The following is a 20529-nucleotide window of genomic DNA, read 5'->3' on the forward strand; positions in this document are numbered from 1 at the left end:
ATTGTAAATAATATAGATTGCTTATTCTAATTTTTAGCTTATTAGTTGAAAGCTTCAAAAAGCAAATCATAAATTCTTAAGTAATATTCAAGTACCATTTATTATGTAATTAATAATGATTGGGACAGGTAAAGAGAAATTTCTAAAGCTGCAATGATATCCAAGCATAGCAAAGCTCACATGAGTGTTTTAGAGATAATGAAAAAGCTAGCTCTTCACAATGAAGAACTAGCTTTTAATTTTTAAAAAATAGGTTTTCGTTCTTTTATTACCCGAATTGTTTTCAATGTTGTATCCTCGGGTCCTTGTACTGGTAAACCTGCTTCAATATTCATTTGAATATAATGAATATTTTCTTGTGTAATTATTTCCCCGGGAATAAAAATCGGAATTCCAGGAGGATAGACCATAATAAATTCTGCACAAATACAGTTATCCGCTTCTGCAAGAGGAACGACTTCTGTATCGGCATAAAAGGCATCACGTGGTGACATGGCAAGAGCTGGGATTTCTGGTACATTCACTACAGCTTCTGTGATAGCCGCTTCAGAATCGAATGCTTTTGACATACGAGTAAGTGCATTTACTAAAAGATTAATTTCTTTTTTCGTATCTCCCAATGTCACTAAACATAAAATATTGTAAAGGTCAGACAGTTCCACTTCAATATTGGCATTATATCGTAACCATTCCTCAGCTCTATGACCAGAAATACCTAAATCTTTTACACTAATAAGCAGTTTTAATGGGTCCATATCATAGGTCGCCGATGAATGTAATTTTTCCTTACCTGCACACTTTAAGTGCGCTATTTGATTGATGCGTTTACGCGCATCTTTTGCTAAACGCAATGCATCGTCGATTAAATCATATCCATGAATGGCTAGCTGGCGACGAGCTGTGTCAAGCGAAGCGAGTAATGGATATGAAGTCGATGTCGTTGTTAGCATGGAAAAGACAGCTTGTACACGTTTCGCTGAAACAAGACCTTCACGGACATTTAAAATGGAAGTTTGCGTCATGGAGCCACCGAGCTTGTGTACACTTGTTGCTGCCATATCTGCACCTGCCTCCATTGCTGAATACGGTAGGTCATCATGGAATTTTATGTGTACACCATGTGCTTCGTCTACGACTACTGGAATCTGACGATCATGAGCGATTTCGACAATGCGCTTTAAATCAGCTGTAAAGCCAAAATAAGTTGGATTAATAACAAGTACAGCTTTTGTGTCTGGATAAGCATTCAACGCTTTTTCGACAGCTTCAGGCGATATGCCATGAGAAATTCCATATTCACTGTCGACTTCTGGGTGAATAAAAATTGGAATTGCACCAGCGAATACAATCGCCGACATAATAGATTTATGAACATTCCGTGGCACTAGAATCTTATCACCTGGGCCGACGACGGTCAGAATCATCGTCATGATGGCGCCACTAGTACCTTGGACGGAAAAGAATGTATGATCAGCACCAAAGGCTTCAGCTGCAAGGCTTTGTGCTTCTTTAATAGCACCCTTTGGTGAATGTAAATCGTCTAGTGGAGCAATATTAATTAAATCAATTGATAAAACGTTGTCGCCGACGAATTCTCGGAAAGCAGGGTCCATCCCTTGCCCTTTCTTATGGCCTGGAATATGGAATTGAATTGGATGTCTGTTCCGATGTTTAAGTAATACGTCGAACAATGGAGTCTCTAGTTGTGACAACGCAGGTACCACCTCACTTTATAATATCTAAGAAAACAAATGAATTATAGCACCTAACGACACGAAAAAATAGACTTTTCATAAAAATAAAAGGTTTTTTTCAGGATAAAGAGAAATTAGTATCGAACGAAAGGGGAGGTACTATGAATTGGAATACACGTGTGACGGAGCTTTTGCAGGTTAAATACCCCATTATTCAAGGAGGGTTAGCCTATTTAGCATATGCTGATTTAGCGGCAGCTGTATCGAATGCTGGCGGTCTAGGGCAAATAACAGCCATGAGCTTACGAGATCCTAATTTATTACGAGCAGAGATCCAGAAAGTCCGAACATTAACAGATAAACCGTTTGGCGTAAATTTTGCGATTGGTCTGCATGGTATAGGCTTTGAGGAGATGGTGCGCGTTGCAGTTGAGGAAGAAGTACCAGTTATTACGATGACTGGAGGAAACCCAGCACCTATTTTTGAGTTGCTAAAAGGAACAGTTATCAAAAAATTGGTACTTGTAGCTGCTCGTAGACAAGCCCAAAAAGCTGAACAACTAGGAGCAGATGCTGTGATGGTTGTTGGTCAAGAGGGGGGAGGTCATCTTGGGCGAGATGACGTTGGCACAATGGTGCTAGTTCCTCAAGTGGTTGATAGTGTGAAAATTCCAATCATTGCTTCTGGAGGCATTGGTGATGGGCGTGGTTGGCTAGCTGCACACGCATTGGGAGCTGAAGGTATTGAAATGGGCACACGCTTTATTGCCACAAAAGAATGTGTCGATGCATCAGAGGCTTATAAAGAGGCTCTGCTTGCTAGTACGGAGGCTGATACGACGATTATTAAGCGTTCTATCGGCGCGCCAGCACGAGCTTTACGTAATGAATTTACGACAAAGATTTTAGAAATTGAGGAAAAAACACCAACATATGAGGCTTTAAAAGACTATATCAGTGGTTCAGCCAATAAGCGTTTTATTTACGATGGCAATCAAAATGAAGGCTTTGGCTGGGCTGGTCAAGTGACGGGAATGATTCACGATATCCCAACCGTAGCGGAACTTATTAATCGAATGGTTGCAGAAGCTGAAAGTATCCGGTTAAAATGGGGGCAATAACATAAAGGTGGTTTTGTCGAATGGAATATTCTTATCCGTTTTCAACTGATTGGTCCACAGAGGAAATTGTGGATGTCGTTCAATTCTTTGAAGGAATTGAGAAAGCTTATGAAAAGGGCATCAAGCGTGAAGTCATGCTGGCTAAATATCGTCGCTTTAAAGAGATTGTTCCATCTCAAGCAGAGGAAAAAACAATTTTTCGAGAATTCGAAGAGGCAAGTGGCTATATTAGCTATCCTGTCGTCAAACAAACCAAGGAAGCCGAAGATGGGATGCTTATAAAAATTGTCCCTAAAAACGGTCGATAAAAAATGGATGTGAGCACAACTCACATCCATTTTTTAATTTTTTGTGTTAAAAAACGACATTTTGCATAAACTACATCAATAAAAATCATCATTAAATGAATCTAAGTAAAACTATTTTCCAACAATGACGTTGTAAAGAGGAAGTAAGCGATTAAATGTTTCCTCTGTTAATTGTTGTAACTCGCTAGCTGTTAGCTTTGTCGCTTGCTCTTTTGGAATGTGACGACCAACCAAGAACTCACCTTTTTTGACATCTCGTAGTCGTATAAGCAATGCTTCAAGCTTGTCTTCTTTTGCCTCTTCGAGAGAAATGGCCTCAGGGGACATATGATCACCTGACACAATAAAATCAGTAGGAAGTTGCTCCAATAAAGATTTATGGGCAAGTAAACGCTCAGCCATAACATTTTTTTGCGGTGCTTCATAAATAATAGCTAAGACGATGAATAAATGTGTGTGCCATAGACCAATCTGAAAGTGAGGCAATGATTTATAACCTCTTTTATAGGGAGCGAAGGCAACCCAACTATCCTTTGGTGGGTTAACAGTTCTTCGAGCATGTTTGGCAACATGAGGGAAGAATTCTTCACCTAGTTGGCTAGAGAAATAAGCAGAAAAGTCTTCTCCTAGCTGATTGAATTTTGGACGTACAAGGGAAGTTAAAGCATCCATTCTTTGTTCTAAACCGTCTATTGTAAAAACATTAAAGTCTTTGTTTGTCCACTTTGTTTTTGGCAATTTTATTTTACTCCTTTCGTTTTATAAGGTTTATTTTACGCTGATTTTGGGAAAAAATCTTATAACAAGAACTTTATCGAAATAAAAAAGTTTTTGTAAAAAAAATTAAAAAAGGAAGTGTTTTTTATGAAACCTATCGTAAAAATTATACGTAAAGTTGACATTGAAAAGCAATATGAACACATTTTACAATTAGAATTAGATTATGAATTAGCATCACTCTTTGAGGCGATGAATGAAAAAAATGATATTGAAATTGAAAAAAGTAAAAAACGTCTGGCTGAAATACAGATGGAACTTGAAAGCTTGCACGCCTATGCGTAATCAAAATTTAATACCTATTTAAAAAATCACTTGCTGAATATTCCGACAGCAGGTGATTTTTATTGTGACAAAGGGTAAAATAGAAATTATATCAAATTGCAGTCCTCTGTTTTTTTATAGTCGAAACAAATGGTTAAGTGATGGAAAAGGTATGAGGAGCATAAAGAGAGCTAGAGAGCCTTTTCTTATATTCGAAGGGTGGGTTTTGAGTGCATTTACAACAAATTGATGAATTTGCAAAAAGTATCATTTTTGAAGCTGGAAGACGTATTCGAGAGGCTTTTTCGTATAATCTAGTTATTGAGACAAAATCAGGTGCAAATGATCTCGTTACCAATATTGACCGAGAGACCGAATTATTTTTTATCGAGCAAATTAAAGCTTTTGATCCAACCCATAAAATTTTAGGGGAAGAAGGAATGGGCGAAAAGGTCGAATCATTAGATGGTGTTGTCTGGATTATTGATCCGATTGATGGCACGATGAACTTCGTCAAACAACATCGTCATTTTATGATTTCTATCGGTATTTTTGTAAATGGTGTTGGAAAGTTAGGGTACATATTTGATGTTATGCGAGAGGATTTATTTAATGCCATTGAAGGTCAAGGGGCATGGTATAATGATTCACCATTGCGTAAACTACAGTCTGTCTCAATGGAGGAGTCGGTCATAGGCATTAATGCACATTGGGTGGCACCCAATCGACATATCCACCATGAAAAGGTGATAGAAATGGTTCGCAAAGTGCGTGGTACACGATCCTACGGGTCAGCGGCAATGGAAATTGCATTTGTTGTTAGTGGCAAACTAGATGCATATGTCTCCATGCGACTAGCACCATGGGATATTGCAGGCGGAACCATCATTGCTCAGGAGGTTGGGGCAGTTGCAACAAATTTACATGGAGAAGGCTTTGATTTCCTCCATCAAGATACTTTTATCATCGCCAATCCTTCCATCCATAAAGAATTATTAGAAAAATATATTGTGCCGTACGATTAAATAAAAAGGAGCCGTCTAGTAACTAGACAGCTCCTTTTCATGTTGATTGCTTATTTTTTCAGTGGGTTTTCAACCAGCTAAATTAACATCTGCCAAGGCATACTTGATTAAAGTAAGCCTTGTGTACGTAGTTTACGCTTCATTTTAAAGGCTGTCATGAAAATGACACAAGTTGCCACAATACCTGCTATTGCACCAAATACACTACTAGCCGCAACAGAATAGCCGATAGAGCACATTGCTAGTACAGCTGCTAATGCATAGATAGCCATTACGATTTTTGCACGATTCATAGCCTAGCCTCCTATATAAAAAATTTGTAAATCAAATATATTTTTTAGAATGATGGAAATTCTAATAAGGACATTTCTATCCTTCTTGTGCTATAATATCACAGTTAAACATTCGAAAAAAGAATATGGAGTGGAATAATGACAAACTTACGTCAAGATCTTCGCAATATCGCAATTATCGCCCACGTTGACCATGGTAAAACTACCTTAGTCGACCAATTACTAAAACAATCAGGTACATTCCGTTCAAACGAACGTGTTGAAGAACGTGCAATGGACTCTAATGATATTGAACGCGAACGTGGTATTACGATTTTAGCTAAAAATACAGCAGTAAACTATGAAGGAACTCGTATCAACATCCTTGATACGCCTGGACACGCTGACTTCGGTGGTGAGGTAGAACGTATTTTAAAAATGGTAGACGGCGTTTTACTAGTTGTCGATGCGTATGAAGGTTGTATGCCTCAAACACGTTTCGTACTGAAAAAAGCATTAGAACAACGCTTAACACCAATCGTTGTTGTTAATAAAGTAGACAAAGATTCAGCTCGTCCACTAGAAGTAGTGGATGAAGTGCTTGAATTATTTATCGAGTTAGGTGCAGATGACGATCAATTAGATTTCCCTGTTGTCTATGCTTCAGGTGTAAATGGTACAGCTTCTTTGGACGCAGATCCATCTAAACAAGAAGAAAATATGAAATGTCTATTCGAAAAAGTGATCGAGGCTATTCCAGCACCAGTGGATAACTCAGAAGATCCATTACAATTCCAAGTAGCTCTACTTGACTATAATGACTTCGTTGGACGTATCGGAATTGGTCGTGTATTCCGTGGAACAATTTCTGTAGGTCAACAAGTTGCACTGATGAAATTAGACGGTACAGTGAAAAACTTCCGTGTAACGAAAATCTTTGGTTTCTTCGGTTTAAAACGTGAAGAAGTAGAGACAGCAAAAGCTGGTGATTTAATCGCCGTTTCAGGTATGGAAGACATCAACGTTGGTGAAACAGTTTGTCCTGTTGAACACCAAGAAGCGCTTACACCATTACGTATTGATGAGCCGACTTTACAAATGACATTTTTAGTAAACAATTCGCCATTCGCAGGTCGTGAAGGGAAATGGGTTACTTCTCGTAAAGTAGAAGAGCGTTTACGTGCTCAATTACAAACGGACGTATCTTTACGTGTTGAAGATACTGATTCTCCAGATGCTTGGACAGTTTCAGGTCGTGGTGAGCTTCATCTATCAATTCTTATTGAAAATATGCGTCGTGAAGGTTTCGAATTACAAGTATCTAAACCGCAAGTAATCGTGCGTGAAATCGACGGCGTAAAATGTGAGCCATTCGAACGTGTTCAAATCGATGTACCAGAAGAAAATGTTGGTTCAATTATTGAATCAATTGGTGCACGTAAAGGTGAAATGCTTGATATGGTGAACAACGGCAGTGGTCAAGTTCGTTTAACGTTCTTAGTACCAGCTCGTGGTTTAATTGGTTATACTACTGAATTCATGTCGATGACAAAAGGTTTCGGTATCATCAACCATACGTTTGATTGCTACCAACCATTACTACCAGGTAAAATTGGTGGACGTCACCAAGGTGTACTAGTTTCAATGGAAACTGGTAAATCAACAACTTATGGGATGATGCAAATTGAAGACCGTGGTACACTGTTCTTGGAGCCAGGTACAGATATTTACGAAGGTATGATCGTTGGAGAAAATACTCGTGACGCTGATATCACTGTAAACATCACAAAAATGAAACAAAAAACAAACATCCGTTCAGCAAATAAAGACCAAACGAATGTTATTAAAAAACCACGTATTTTATCTTTAGAAGAAGCGCTTGAATACCTAGGTGATGACGAGTACTTAGAAATCACACCAGAATCTATTCGTCTGCGTAAAAAAATTCTTGATAAAAATGAACGTGAGAAAGCAGCGAAAAAATTACGTAACGCAGAACAATAATTTTCCGCTGACATGAAAGGAAGAGGAGTCTTGGATATTAAGTCCGCTTTATTGGGTGAACTAAATGTTATTCAAGTTGCTGCACAGACAAGTTCCGATGAAACAACAAGAGTTTATGGAAGAATGGCGGGTATAACTAGATTTTTATACGAAAATTTACCAAGCTATGAAATTGCAGGCTATGTTGTATTTCTTCTTGTATTTGCACTTTCTGCCATTGTCTATAAGTTAGGCTTTGCCAAGAAATTAAAACTATCTCAAAACATTATTATTTATGCGTTCCTATTTTTAGGTTGTATCATGCTAACGTTTTTCGCCCTATTCTTGCCAATGATTGAGGGTCTGATTGTGGCAGCCTTAATTTTAATCGTATATAAAACAAGATTATGGCGTGAAAAAAGAGAAGAGCAACAAGCTACCAATCAGTAACAAGTATGTATTTTATAATAAGAATTTTTATACAGTCTTAGCGATTATTACGCTAAGGCTGTTTTCTTTTGTATCAATTCTCGAGCTTGTTCGAAAAGTGCCTTCTCAAAAAAATTATTTGATGTACCTGACGCTAAATAATTGCTAAATCAAAATAAATTGGTAGGCACCGAAATCTTCTAATGTGAATAAGTTAATGTCGATAGGCTTATTTTCATCACATCAAGGAGGAAAGGGAATGCGTGGGCTTACAAAAGGTTTGCTATTAGGTGTCATTGCTTTGTTACTCCTTTCTTTGACAGCATGTAATAAAGCAGAGCTAGAAAAAGTCAAAGTAGGAGAAGTAACTCGTTCAATTTTTTATGCGCCACAATATGTAGCACTTGAGAAAGGATTCTTCGAGGAGGAGGGTCTTTCTGTTGAGCTACAAACGATTGCAGGTGGCGATAAAACTATGACGGCGTTACTGTCAGACGGGATTGATATTGCTTTAGTTGGATCAGAGACATCTATTTATGTCACTTTACAAGGTGCTAATGATCCCATTCAAAATTTTGCACAGTTAACACAAACTGACGGTACTTTTTTAGTAGCAAGAGATAAAATGAATAATTTTTCGTGGGATCAATTAAAGGGCTCAACATTTTTGGGGCAACGTAAAGGCGGTATGCCTCAAATGGCAGGAGAATTTGTGTTGAAAAAACATGGCATTGACCCTGTAGATGATTTAACACTTATTCAAAATATTGATTTTGCCAATATTGCTACTGCTTTTGCCTCAGGTACTGGTGACTATGTACAATTATTTGAACCAACTGCGAGCGTCTTTGAGAAAGAGGGGAAAGGCTATATCGTAGCTTCGTTTGGAACGGAGTCTGGCAATCTTCCTTACACGTCTTTTATGGCAAAAAGTAGTTATTTAAAGGATGAAGCGAAAACGGTTCAGGCTTTTACAAATGCATTGCAACGAGCACAGGATTTTGTACAAAATGAGAGTTCAGCAGAAGTAGCAAAAATGATTCAGCCATATTTTGAAAATGTCGATATAGCGATCATTGAAACCGTGATTGAGCGTTACAAAGCGCAGGGCTCTTATGCTACTGACCCAGTTCTCGATGAAGGAGAGTGGGATAACTTGCAAACAATTATGGAGGAAGCAGGTGAACTTCCTCAACGAGTGGAATATGACAAACTTGTGAATACAACCTTTGCCAAAAAGGCTGCTGAGTAATATGGAATTTTTACAGCTGGAGAACATTCACCATAGTTATTTTTCAAACACACAGGCAAAGGAAGTATTACGTGATATTAGTCTAGCGATTCGTGAAGGAGAATTTGTGTCCTTTATTGGACCGAGTGGCTGTGGGAAAACAACATTATTATCAATTATTGCAGGATTATTTCCTGCAACTGAAGGCAAGGTCTATATAGATGGTGAAGAGCTATCAGCACATAATCAATCTAGCATTGGCTATATGCTTCAGCAAGATTATTTATTTCCGTGGAAGACCATTGAGGAAAATGTAACAATCGGTTTAAAAATTATGGAACGAAGCAATAAAACACATAAAGTGACAGCCAATGCACTGTTACAGGAAATTGGCTTACCATATGTCGGGAATAATTATCCACGAGAATTATCAGGAGGTATGCGACAGCGTGTGGCTCTTGCTCGCACATTAGCCGTAAACCCAAAAATATTATTATTAGATGAACCATTTTCCGCTTTGGATTATCAGTCGAAATTAAAGCTTGAGGATTTAGTTGTGGAGACCTTAAAAACGTATAAAAAGACGGCTATTCTTGTAACACATGATATTGGCGAGGCTATCGCGATGAGTGAGCGTGTCTTTCTATTTTCAGCCAATCCCGGGGCATTGCACAGAGTGTTTGAAATACCTGAAGCTCTTCGTGAGCTATCACCCTTTGATGTAAGACAGCATCCAGCCTATACAGATGTTTTCCAAACCATTTGGAAGGAGCTGGAGAGTCTTGGATAACACATTATTTAAACAATATCAGCAATTACTAAAAAAAGAAAAACGCTTTGTACGGTTATATCAGCTTATCATTCTACTGCTATTCTTTGGTGGGTGGGAGCTTCTTTCAAGACTAGAGTGGATTGATCGTTTAATATTTAGCTCACCGACGCATGTTTGGCATACATTTATTGAAAAAGTAAGTGGTGGTACATTAACATTACATGTTGGTGTGACATTAATGGAGACGGTGATTGGTTTTATTGCTGGTACTTTACTAGGAACATTAATCGCTATAGTATTGTGGTGGTCTCCGCTACTATCAAAGGTTCTCGACCCTTATTTAGTAATTCTAAATGCGATGCCAAAAGTTGCGCTTGGCCCTATTTTGATCGTTGCGCTCGGACCAGGCTATTTTTCCATTATCGCCATGGGTGCATTGATTTCCATCATTATTACAACCATTGTTGTGTATACAGCTTTCAAAGGTGTCGATCCAAATTATAGTAAGGTCTTACAAACATTTGGGGCAACTAGATGGCAAATCTTTCGTGAAGTAATTTTGCCAGCTTCATTTCCTACGATTATTTCAACTTTGAAAGTTAATGTTGGCTTATCATGGGTAGGGGTGATTGTAGGTGAATTTTTAGTAGCTTCAAAAGGGCTTGGTTATTTAATTATTTATGGCTTCCAAGTATTTAATTTTAACCTTGTGCTCATGTCGCTTCTGATCATTGCGTTTTTTGCGACCATTATGTATCAAGTAGTTGAATTGGTTGAAAAAATAATTATTAAAAATAACGGATAAAAGAGGTTCTCTATAGTTGAGGTACTTCTCAGACTGTTGACAAAAGGAATCGAGTGTGAACTTCTCGATTCCTTTTGTCATTTTTGATACCTTTTTTTCCATTCGCAAAGACATGCTTCAAGGTTCCTCTGCGCTTTGCATAGATTTGTTTAATATTATAAGGATGTTGTAAATATTCAACTTCCGCTACCACGATTCCCCGATAGGACGTTGAATGAGTTTCTGATGATTATTACTTTTTATTCATTGTAATAAGGCTTAGGCGAGGGCACTTAATACAAATCAAAGGATTTGGGTAATATTCCACATTGAATGCGGTTTCTTTCATAGTTTGGGCATGGAGCCAATGCCAAAGATAAATAGAATAAATGTAAGAAAACATACTTGGACGTCCATAAGCTGAAGGGAGTTTTTCTACTAAGTTAAACGACAATCGATAGCAGCCTCTAGTATTCATACTAAGTAAACTTTGGGTATTAATGGATCAATCGCTAATTGTTCACGTTTATTGGTTTGCTTCATGGATTATCACCACAAAGGTTTACTTTTCATCAATACATGTAGATGGAGTACTTTATGTAAAAGTTGATTGGAACGAATGGCAGTGACTCCGCCCACGAAAAGCGTCCGCCTGTAGTGGAAAGTAAAAGAAAAAAGACTGAAGGCAAACGCTCGATTTTTTTGAGTTTGTCTTCAGTCTGAGAGGTGTCTCTATAGTTGAGGCACCTCTTTTTAATCTGTCATTTAGTTAAAATTCTTTATCCATTTGAGGTGAAGTACGATAAAAACGGAAATTGCCCGTTTCTATTCGTGCAAACGTATTTTCTTTAATACGATCATGACAAATTGTACACATATACGTATGAATTGGACGATTACGTAACTTCTTTGCTAAAGGCAGATTATCATCTAAATTATCAATCGTATCGCAAATAACGCATTTTACGCGCATTGCATTCCCTCCTATTCAGCGCGAATGGCTGATATGTTTTTAATAGGATTGTCAATATTTGAACCATCTTTTAATAATACATGGATTGGGCCATCTTCTAAAAGAGGCTTGCCGTCTTGGCTATATTTTAATATTAGTGTTGAAGCTTCTTCAATTGTGAATGGAAATTCTTGTCCATCTTTGCATTCTAAAACGATTTTTGTCGCTTCAGGTTTAATTTCAGCATTCTTCAAGAAATGACTTAATTGGATACCAAAAGTACCTGTTTCCATTCCTTTACGGTCAAATTTACGCTCTGATTTTAATGTAGGTGGGAATGTGGCCCCCTCCATAATTTCACGTGACCAGTGAGCACCAACCTCACGCATATATTTGATGTCAGAATCTTCCTCAATGTTTTGTGTCGTAAAGTAAGTGTTTAAATCTAATTTACGATCGTCGAATATCCATACAGTGGGATCTAATGTTAGTTGGTATGAGACGGCACCTGTGATAGGAATTATTGTTTCCATAATAGAAATCCTCCTTAAATCTTGTATATCCATGACATAGTATAACGCTAATGCCTAGAGATAATAAAGAAATATAAACCGAATTCTCTATTTTCCAATGAAGACACTTGCATTTTTAACGACTAGAAGATAAACTTTATTAAGATAGAATCGAAGAAATATCAGATAATGGGGGCGTCCTCATGGATACGAAATCACAAACTTCTTTTCAAGAGAAGGCTTTGGAGCTATTAGTTGCTGATGCAGACAAGATTGCTCGCCTTATTCGAGTACAAATGGATCATTTAACAATGCCACAATGCCCTTTATATGAGGAAGTATTAGATACACAAATGTTCGGCCTATCACGTGAAATCGATTTTGCTGTGAAGCTTGGACTGATTGAACGTGATAAAGGCAAAGAAATTCTCGATTCACTCGAGAAGGAACTGTCTGTGTTGCACGACGCGTATACAGACAAATAAAAAGAAAAACTCAAACGCTTCTTTGCGCTTTGAGTTTTTTTACTAGAACGAGGTTTTCTAATGAGACAATACTTAAAAAGATATGCACAAAATTTTGATTACCCCTTATTTTTTACGGTCCTATTATTAAGTTTATTTGGGTTAATAATGATTTACAGTTCAAGTATGATGGTAGCGATTGCGCAAAAAGAGCAAGCACCTGATTTTTTTTATCAAAAACAAGTTACCAATTTATTGGTGGCATTTATTGGTTTTATAGTGGCAGCCTTTTTCCCCTACAAGCATTATGCGAATAAGAACATTATGTTATTACTAACGATCATACTAGCGGTGTTATTCACATGGTTAAAATTGTTTGGTCACGGGGCAGATCAAGTAGGCTCTCAGAGTTGGATTGCTATTCCAGGATTAGGGAATTTTCAACCTTCGGAATATGCGAAACTATTTATTATTTTATATTTTGCAGCTGCTTTTTATAGAAAAGCGCAAAAACATACGTTTGAAAAGCTACAACCAACTGAAATTTTTTATCCCATTTTCCTATGGATTTTAGTGGTTGCTGGGGTAGCTTTCGAAACAGACTTAGGAGCAGTTATTATTCTGTGTGGAATAGCTGTATCTGTAGTAGCTTCAAGTGGCATTCCCTTTAAAACATTTTGGAAGTTCTTTGGTGTATTAGTAGCCTTCGGTACAGCAATCCTTGGTATCCTTTTGCTATTCAAGGGGGAACTACTGACTGATAACCGTAAAGGACGGATTCTATCTTATTTAAATCCGTTTGAATATGAGAGTGGTAGTGGTCACCAAGTGGTGAATAGTTATTATGCCATTGGCGGAGGTGGCTTAGAAGGACGTGGTCTTGGTCAATCGATTCAAAAATTAGGGTACTTACCTGAACCACAAACAGATTTTATAATGGCGATTATAATGGAGGAATTGGGAATATGGGGAGTTTTAATTGTCTTAGGTGGTTTAGGATTTATTGTATATAAAGGTTTTTCCATTGCATTACGAACAAAAGATCCGTTGGCACGCATGATTGCAGCTGGTATTGCGAGTTGGATAGGCTGGCAATCGTTTATTAATCTTGGGGGGATAACCGGGTTAATCCCGTTAACCGGTGTAACGTTACCTTTTATAAGCTATGGCGGTACATCTATAATCATTCTATCTTTAGCGATGGGAATATTAATCAATGTTTCTATGTTTGAAAAGGTAGAGAGGAAAAAAACACAATCATAAAGGGGGATATCTATGGAATCAATCAACAAAATTCTCGTAGCCAATCGAGGAGAAATTGCAATTCGTATTTTCCGTGCCTGTACGGAGCTGAATATCCAAACCGTTGCCATCTATTCAAGGGAAGATAGTGGTGCCTTTCATCGCTTTAAAGCAGATGAAGCTTATTTAGTGGGAGCTGGCAAGAAACCAATTGATGCCTATTTAGATATTGAAGGTATTATTGCCATCGCAAAAGATGCAGATGTTGATGCGATTCATCCAGGGTATGGTTTTTTATCAGAAAACGTGGAATTTGCACGTCGCTGTGAAGAAGAGGGGATTGTCTTTATTGGACCAACTTCTCAGCATTTAGATATGTTTGGGGATAAGGTCAAAGCACGTTCGCAAGCTATTGCGGCTGAGATTCCTGTTATTCCTGGTACAGATGGTCCTGTAGCCGATCTAGCAGAGGTAGAGGCATTTGCTAACGATTATGGCTTTCCAGTTATGATTAAAGCGGCACTTGGCGGTGGTGGGCGTGGGATGCGTCTTGTGCATACACCAGAGGAGCTTGCTTCTTCTTATGAAAGGGCAAAATCAGAGGCAAAGGCTGCTTTTGGATCTGATGAGGTGTATGTTGAAAAGGCCATCATCAAACCAAAACATATTGAAGTACAAATTATTGGCGATCAGCAGGGCAATATTGTGCATTTATATGAACGTGATTGCTCGATTCAACGTCGTCATCAAAAAGTGGTTGAGATTGCGCCATCCCATTCGATTTCACAAGAGTTAAGAAATCGTATTTGTGATGCTGCGGTGAAATTAATGAAGAATGTCTCGTACATAAATGCAGGGACAGTGGAATTTTTAGTTGCAGGAGAAGATTTTTATTTCATCGAGGTGAACCCTCGCATTCAAGTAGAACATACGATTACAGAAATGATTACAGGTGTCGATATTGTCCATGCCCAAATTAAGGTGGCAGCAGGCTATGGTCTACACAGTGAAGAAATTCATATGCCGAAGCAAGAGGATATGCCAATGATTGGCTATGCTATTCAGGCTCGTGTGACAACGGAAGACCCTGCTAATGACTTTATGCCGGATACAGGAAAATTAATGGTTTACCGTTCAAGTGGCGGTTTCGGTGTGCGTTTAGATGCAGGGAATGGATTCCAAGGTGCTGTCGTTACACCATACTATGATTCTTTACTAGTGAAAATCTCAACATCAGGCATGAACTTTAAAGAAGCTGCTGCGAAAATGGATCGTAATTTAAAAGAATTCCGTATTCGTGGTGTCAAAACAAATATCCCGTTTTTAAATAATGTCGTCACACATGAAAAATTTTTATCAGGTGCTTTTGATACAAGCTTTATTGATACAACACCAGAGTTATTTGAATTCCCTGTTCGAAAGGACCGAGGAACTAAGCTGCTAAGCTATATTGGGAATGTTACATTAAACGGCTTCCCTGGAGTAGAGAAAAAATCTAAGCCCATTTTTGTGCGACCGAACATACCTAAAATCGATCCACTTATTGTGCCACCAGCAGGTACAAAGCAAATTTTAGACACACAAGGGGCAGATGGCTTAGTACAATGGATTTTAGCACAGGATGATGTTCTGCTAACAGATACAACATTCCGTGATGCTCATCAATCCCTGCTCGCTACACGTGTTCGATCACAGGATATGTATCAAATTGCTGATGCAACAGCTCGTATGATACATCAACTATTCTCGCTGGAAATGTGGGGTGGGGCAACATTTGATGTAGCCTATCGTTTCTTGAAAGAAGACCCGTGGGAGCGTTTAGCCAAACTACGTGAGCAAGTGCCAAATGTGTTATTCCAAATGTTATTGCGTGGAGCCAATGCTGTTGGTTATACGAACTATCCTGACAATTTAATCCGTGAATTTATCGCCGAATCGGCAGCATCAGGCATTGATGTCTTCCGCATTTTTGATAGCTTGAACTGGATTAAAGGCATGGAAGTAGCTATTGATGCAGCGCGTCAATCTGGAAAAATTGCGGAAGCAGCGGTTTGCTACACAGGAGATATTCTGGACGACAGTCGTGCCAAATATTCGGTGCAATATTATAAAGATATGGCGAAAGAGCTTGAAGCAGCAGGTGCCCATATTTTAGCGATTAAAGATATGGCGGGTCTATTGAAGCCAGAAGCAGCTTATCGTTTAATTTCCGAGTTAAAAGAGACGACAAGTCTGCCAATCCACTTGCATACACATGACACAAGTGGTAACGGGATTTATTTATATGCGAAAGCCATTGAAGCAGGAGTAGATATCATTGATACAGCTCTTGGCTCTATGGCTGGCTTAACATCTCAGCCAAGTGCAAACTCTTTGTACTATGCGATGAAGGGCGGTAAACGCGAGGTACGTGCGGATATAGATGCTTTAGAGAAATTATCGTACTACTGGGAAGATGTACGTAAATACTATAAAGATTTTGAAAGTGGTATGATCAGCCCACATTCTGAAATTTATGTGCATGAGATGCCTGGTGGACAATATAGTAACTTACAGCAGCAAGCAAAAGCAGTGGGTCTTGGCGATCGTTGGGAAGAAGTAAAACATATGTATTCCCGTGTAAATCTACTATTTGGTGATATTGTTAAAGTAACACCATCTTCCAAAGTGGTAGGCGACATGGCACTTTTCATGGTGCAAAATGATTTAGATGAAAACACAGTGCTAACTCGAGGGCAAACGATTGATTTCCCAGATTCTGTTATTGAATTCTTCCAAGGCTATCTTGGACAGCCACATGGCGGATTCCCAGAGGCACTACAGCAGGTTGTGCTCAAAGACCGCCAAGCAATTACAGTTCGTCCAGGAGAGTTATTAGAGCCTATTCAGTTTGAACAATTAGAGACTGTACTGGAGGATAAGTTAAATCGTCCTGTTACGAAAAAGGATGTATTAGCCTATGCACTCTATCCAAAAGTCTTTGAAGAGTACGCGAAAACGGAAGAATCCTTCGGCAATATTTCGGTTCTAGACACACCTACATTCCTATATGGCTTAAAGCTAGGGGAAATTATTGAAGTTGAAATCGAAAAAGGAAAAACGTTAATTATTAAACTTGTTTCCATTGGTGAACCTCAGCACAATGGGACGCGTGTTCTGTACTTCGAGCTAAACGGACAATCTCGTGAATTGGTTATTCAAGATATGACTGTAGAGGTAGATGGTAATCTAGCTTTAAAAGCAGATCCAAGCAATCCAAATCAAATTGGTGCTACAATGCCAGGTACTGTGTTAAAAGTCGTTGTTTCCAAAGGTAGTCCAGTTAAACGCGGTGACCACCTATTAATCACAGAAGCAATGAAAATGGAAACAACCGTTCAAGCACCGAAAGACGGCGTTGTGAAAGAGGTTTATGCAAGTGCAGGGGATGCCATTTCAACAGGGGATTTATTGATTGAAATTGAATAAATAATCATGAAAAAGGTTATGAGATGCTATTTGAGTATCTACATAACCTTTTTCATTGTATTTAGACATTAAATCCTTTAAAATTTGATTAAGTAATCAAAAAAATAATTAATTAATCAAAAGGAGGATCTATGGGTAGCCATAAAAACACGTTTATTCAGGAAGCTAGAAAGCAACAAATTATTGCAGCAACTATAACGACGCTAGATGATATTGGTTATGTCAAGGCAAGTTTAGCACAAATTGCTAAACGGGCTACTATCAGTACAGCATTAATTTCATACCATTTTGCAGATCGTCAAGATTTGATCGACCAAAGTCTGCAAGCGTTACTTGAACAATCCGCAACATTTATTTTGACAAAAACATATGCTGCCGATGATCCAGCTACACAATTGGCAAATTTCATAGAGGCAAGTATTGCTTATCAAGCGACACATCCGAAGGAGAATGCGGCATTATTAGAAATTATATTCAATGCTCGTACAGCTGAAGATGTTCCTTATTATAAAATTTCGGATGATGGTGAAGATCCTTTATTGAAGGCTTTATGTAAAATATTAGAGGATGGTAAAGAACAGGGGACATTTACTGTTGACTCTGTCCAGGTGATGGCAAAAGTGATTCAAGGTGCTATTGGTGAATATATGCTAATAGGAGGACCGATTTCGGTTGAGGCAGAGGAATATAGTCAAGAAGTAATTAAGATTATGTGGACAGCAATGAAAGTAGAGGGACATAAAAATGCTTAAAGCACTATTTAATTGGATGTTTGTCATTGGTTTAATTCTATTAGGAGGTCGTCTTGTAACGGTTATTTGTCGATATTTCGATATTCCTTTTACAACATTTTTTAAAGACTATGCGCTAGTATCTATGATTATTTTAATTGTAGGAATTATAGGAACGGAGACCTTGAAGAAACAAAAATAAGAATCATAGAAAAAAGATTCGTCACATAATAGGTGGCGAATCTTTTTTGATAGCCTATTTCTTTTTTTCATTATAATTACTACGAGCAACTAACATGATCATGTAGCATAATAGACCGAATAAAAGGGAAATGAATAATGAATGCAGTAAAGCGACTGTTAAATTCAGTCTAGTGAGGACTACTAACATACCAGCAATCACTTGTAAAACTACTATAGTAAAGGCAATAACCCATCCATAGTAAATAACACGTTGATTTTTATATTCTTTCACAGCGTGCCAAGTTATGTATGCAATCCAAATGAAAATAATAAGAACAGCTAGTCGATGTCCCATTTGCACCCACTCGTACATGTTATTCGGTAGTGCGAAAGGTGTTTCATTATAGCAAAATGGCCAGTCAGGACAAATTAAGCTCGAATCTGTATGACGAACTAACGCCCCTGTATAAACAACTAAATAAGAATAAATTGTGACAGCAATTGTATGCCAACGTAACTTTTTACCAATAAATACGTTATCGGCATCAAATTTTCGATCGACCTCAAATACAATCATAGAAAGAAGAAGAACCGCAGCAAAGGAAATAAGAGAAATCCCAAAATGAAGTGCAAGGATGAAATCACCTTGTCCCCATAATACTTGAGCTGCTCCAATAAGAGCTTGTGCGATTAAGAAAAACATCGCTAAGAAACCTAATAGCTTTACTTCACGAATATGTCCGAGTTTACGCCATGTCCAAATGGTTAACACAAGAATTGAAATAGATACGACTCCAGTTACAAGACGATGTGAAAATTCAATCAGGACTTCTGGTGTAATCTCCTTTGGAATAAGAGATCCATTACAATCAGGCCAGTTTCGACCACAGCCTAAGCCACTATCTGTTTTGGTAACGAGAGCCCCACCTAGTAATATAAGGAGCATCCCTACTGTAGCGGCAACAGCAAACCACTTTAAATACCTGTTGTGTTGCATAAAATGAGTCACCTACTTTATCTATCAACATTACAAGAGCGTAATGTTTCTGCTACTAGATAATATCGAAAATACGTATAAAAAACAACTTGTAAAGAGAAGGGAGTAATAGATGTCGAATCCATTTCACAAATTGTTCATAATTTCGTGCTTTAACCTTCACAATTCATTTTAGAAAATGTTTTACTATAGATATGTTGTTTTTATTTATATTTCTAGACAAAACTAATTTTTACAACTTCATCTAAATTTCACTTAATGTCTAGAAATCAATCGCAAATTTCGCTATAGTTATTGTTAGCGGAATATGCTTACAAAAATGAAAGGAGAGGTATTATGTCAAACGGTCGTACACTGGCGGCTACTAGAAATACTGGCCCAGAAACAACATCTGTTGTAAAAGATTTCTTAGCACTAATAAAAATTGGCATCGTTAACTCGAATCTTGTCACAACGTTTACAGGGATGTGGCTGGCTTTTCAGTTTACTAGTAGACATTTCTTGCAAGAGCTTGATGTTATATTCTACACCATGCTGGGTGCGGCATTAATCATTGGTGGCTCAGGTGCAATGAATAACTTCATTGATCAGGATATTGATCCTATCATGAAAAGAACAAAAGCAAGACCGACAGTGACTGGCAGATTCAAGCCGAATTTTGTATTGACCATTGCCCTCTCATTTTTAATTGTAGGTGAAATTTTGTTATTTGCGGCATCGTTTGCAGCCGGCATGTGGGGACTAGCAGGAATATTTGCTTATGTCGTTCTGTATTCAATGTGGTCAAAGAGGAAGCATGTTAGTAACACGGTTGTAGGAAGTATTTCAGGGGCTATACCTCCGGTTATTGGATTTGCAGCGGTTGAACCTGCTTTAGGTCTAGGAGCACTTGCCTTATTTCTTATTATGTTTGCATGGCAGCCACCACATTTTTATGCGCTTGCTATGAAACGTACGGAGGAATATCGTGCAGCTAAAATACCAATGCTACCTGTAGTAAAGGGATTTAAACGTACAAAGTACTCAATGTTATTCTGGATTCTTTTATTATTACCGTTACCTTTCCTTTTACCAGAGCTTGGAATTGGCTTTTTAACTCTTGCCACTGCATTGAATTTGGGTTGGTTAATACTAGCTCTGAAAGGCTTTACAACAAAAGATGATATGAAGTGGGCAAATAAAATGTTTATTTATTCGTTGAATCATATGACCATACTATTTGTAGCCATCATAATATTTGCGCTGTTTAGCTAAAGTTAGGAATTCTTTCTTTTTTTTAAGAATTCATATAGACAGAACTAATGTCCTAGGAACACATGA

At 38.0% G+C, this 20529-nt stretch carries 21 protein-coding genes and 1 pseudogene; 15 read left to right on the forward strand and 7 right to left on the reverse strand.

Features of this window, described 5'->3' with window-relative positions:
* Positions 1-242: 242 nt before the first annotated feature.
* Positions 243-1712, reverse strand: a complete 1470-nt coding sequence (locus tag MHI22_RS20690) for an aminotransferase class I/II-fold pyridoxal phosphate-dependent enzyme (RefSeq protein ID WP_058843449.1) — start codon at positions 1710-1712, stop codon at positions 243-245.
* A gap of 143 nt (positions 1713-1855) precedes the next feature.
* Here MHI22_RS20690 and MHI22_RS20695 point away from each other — a divergent pair, with 143 nt between their 5' ends.
* Together MHI22_RS20695 and MHI22_RS20700 are read left to right on the forward strand one after the other, a co-directional pair.
* The gene (locus tag MHI22_RS20695; RefSeq protein ID WP_340812623.1) at positions 1856-2815 is read left to right on the forward strand and encodes an NAD(P)H-dependent flavin oxidoreductase; all 960 of its coding nucleotides are present in this window, start codon (positions 1856-1858) and stop codon (positions 2813-2815) included.
* 20 nt (positions 2816-2835) lie between these two features.
* Positions 2836-3123: a UPF0223 family protein gene (locus tag MHI22_RS20700; RefSeq protein WP_036125382.1), complete on the forward strand. Its 288-nt coding sequence runs from the start codon at positions 2836-2838 to the stop codon at positions 3121-3123.
* A gap of 111 nt (positions 3124-3234) precedes the next feature.
* Here the strand turns inward: MHI22_RS20700 and MHI22_RS20705 are convergent, their stop codons facing one another.
* Positions 3235-3861, reverse strand: a complete 627-nt coding sequence (locus tag MHI22_RS20705; RefSeq protein WP_036125380.1) for a YktB family protein — start codon at positions 3859-3861, stop codon at positions 3235-3237.
* Between the two features lie 126 nt (positions 3862-3987).
* Here MHI22_RS20705 and MHI22_RS20710 point away from each other — a divergent pair, with 126 nt between their 5' ends.
* A complete protein-coding gene (locus MHI22_RS20710; protein WP_036125378.1) occupies positions 3988-4185 on the forward strand; it encodes a hypothetical protein in 198 nt (65 codons plus the stop codon).
* Between the two features lie 209 nt (positions 4186-4394).
* Complete coding sequence (locus MHI22_RS20715) at positions 4395-5189, forward strand: inositol monophosphatase family protein (RefSeq protein WP_036125376.1); 795 nt, start codon at positions 4395-4397, stop codon at positions 5187-5189.
* A gap of 107 nt (positions 5190-5296) precedes the next feature.
* Here MHI22_RS20715 and MHI22_RS20720 read toward each other — a convergent pair whose 3' ends face one another.
* Positions 5297-5482, reverse strand: a complete 186-nt coding sequence (locus MHI22_RS20720; protein WP_036125374.1) for a DUF5325 family protein — start codon at positions 5480-5482, stop codon at positions 5297-5299.
* A gap of 138 nt (positions 5483-5620) precedes the next feature.
* Here MHI22_RS20720 and typA point away from each other — a divergent pair, with 138 nt between their 5' ends.
* From typA to MHI22_RS20745, 5 genes are all read left to right on the forward strand, one after another.
* A complete protein-coding gene (gene typA / locus MHI22_RS20725) occupies positions 5621-7465 on the forward strand; it encodes a translational GTPase TypA (protein WP_036125372.1) in 1845 nt (614 codons plus the stop codon).
* A 30-nt stretch (positions 7466-7495) separates the two neighbouring features.
* Positions 7496-7894, forward strand: coding sequence for a YlaH-like family protein (locus MHI22_RS20730; RefSeq protein ID WP_036125369.1), 399 nt, complete (start codon positions 7496-7498; stop codon positions 7892-7894).
* Between the two features lie 238 nt (positions 7895-8132).
* On the forward strand, positions 8133-9125 hold the full coding sequence (locus MHI22_RS20735; RefSeq protein WP_058843452.1) for an ABC transporter substrate-binding protein: 993 nt from the start codon (positions 8133-8135) through the stop codon (positions 9123-9125).
* A 1-nt stretch (position 9126) separates the two neighbouring features.
* Positions 9127-9894, forward strand: a complete 768-nt coding sequence (locus MHI22_RS20740; RefSeq protein WP_340812624.1) for an ABC transporter ATP-binding protein — start codon at positions 9127-9129, stop codon at positions 9892-9894.
* Complete coding sequence (locus tag MHI22_RS20745; protein WP_340812625.1) at positions 9887-10681, forward strand: ABC transporter permease; 795 nt, start codon at positions 9887-9889, stop codon at positions 10679-10681. Before MHI22_RS20740 ends, MHI22_RS20745 begins: the two co-directional genes overlap by 8 nt.
* Before the next feature lie 91 nt (positions 10682-10772).
* Here MHI22_RS20745 and MHI22_RS20750 read toward each other — a convergent pair.
* The 3 genes and pseudogenes from MHI22_RS20750 to MHI22_RS20760 form a co-directional block, all read right to left on the reverse strand.
* Positions 10773-10985, reverse strand: a pseudogene (locus MHI22_RS20750) (IS5/IS1182 family transposase); the annotation flags it as partial.
* A gap of 444 nt (positions 10986-11429) precedes the next feature.
* Positions 11430-11633 carry a YlaI family protein gene (locus tag MHI22_RS20755; protein ID WP_036125360.1) on the reverse strand — a complete coding sequence of 68 codons (204 nt, stop codon included), beginning with the start codon at positions 11631-11633 and terminating at the stop codon, positions 11430-11432.
* 11 nt (positions 11634-11644) lie between these two features.
* Entirely contained in the window at positions 11645-12145 is a 501-nt protein-coding gene (locus MHI22_RS20760) for a hypothetical protein (RefSeq protein WP_036125357.1), read from the reverse strand.
* Between the two features lie 182 nt (positions 12146-12327).
* Here MHI22_RS20760 and MHI22_RS20765 point away from each other — a divergent pair, with 182 nt between their 5' ends.
* The 5 genes from MHI22_RS20765 to MHI22_RS20785 all read left to right on the forward strand — a co-directional run bounded on the left by MHI22_RS20765 (position 12328) and on the right by MHI22_RS20785 (position 18231).
* Positions 12328-12609 carry a YlaN family protein gene (locus MHI22_RS20765; protein WP_036125355.1) on the forward strand — a complete coding sequence of 94 codons (282 nt, stop codon included), beginning with the start codon at positions 12328-12330 and terminating at the stop codon, positions 12607-12609.
* A gap of 60 nt (positions 12610-12669) precedes the next feature.
* Positions 12670-13851 (forward strand): FtsW/RodA/SpoVE family cell cycle protein, encoded by a 1182-nt coding sequence (locus MHI22_RS20770; protein WP_101966399.1) that lies wholly within the window; start codon positions 12670-12672, stop codon positions 13849-13851.
* Positions 13852-13863: 12 nt separating this feature from the next.
* Positions 13864-17298: a pyruvate carboxylase gene (gene pyc / locus MHI22_RS20775; RefSeq protein ID WP_340812626.1), complete on the forward strand. Its 3435-nt coding sequence runs from the start codon at positions 13864-13866 to the stop codon at positions 17296-17298.
* Positions 17299-17429: 131 nt separating this feature from the next.
* Entirely contained in the window at positions 17430-18050 is a 621-nt protein-coding gene (locus MHI22_RS20780) for a TetR/AcrR family transcriptional regulator (protein WP_340812627.1), read from the forward strand.
* On the forward strand, positions 18043-18231 hold the full coding sequence (locus MHI22_RS20785; protein ID WP_036125343.1) for a hypothetical protein: 189 nt from the start codon (positions 18043-18045) through the stop codon (positions 18229-18231). The genes MHI22_RS20780 and MHI22_RS20785 overlap by 8 nt, the downstream gene beginning before the upstream one ends.
* Before the next feature lie 54 nt (positions 18232-18285).
* On the opposite strand, the gene MHI22_RS20790 is transcribed toward MHI22_RS20785, so the two are convergent.
* A complete protein-coding gene (locus tag MHI22_RS20790; protein ID WP_036125337.1) occupies positions 18286-19209 on the reverse strand; it encodes a COX15/CtaA family protein in 924 nt (307 codons plus the stop codon).
* A 336-nt stretch (positions 19210-19545) separates the two neighbouring features.
* Between MHI22_RS20790 and cyoE the strand changes: the two genes are divergently transcribed.
* Complete coding sequence (gene cyoE / locus MHI22_RS20795) at positions 19546-20463, forward strand: heme o synthase (protein WP_036125331.1); 918 nt, start codon at positions 19546-19548, stop codon at positions 20461-20463.
* The last annotated feature ends 66 nt before the right edge of the window (positions 20464-20529 follow it).

The sequence above is a fragment of the Lysinibacillus sp. FSL L8-0312 genome (assembly GCF_038003285.1).
In the GTDB taxonomy this organism is placed as follows: domain Bacteria; phylum Bacillota; class Bacilli; order Bacillales_A; family Planococcaceae; genus Lysinibacillus; species Lysinibacillus fusiformis_D.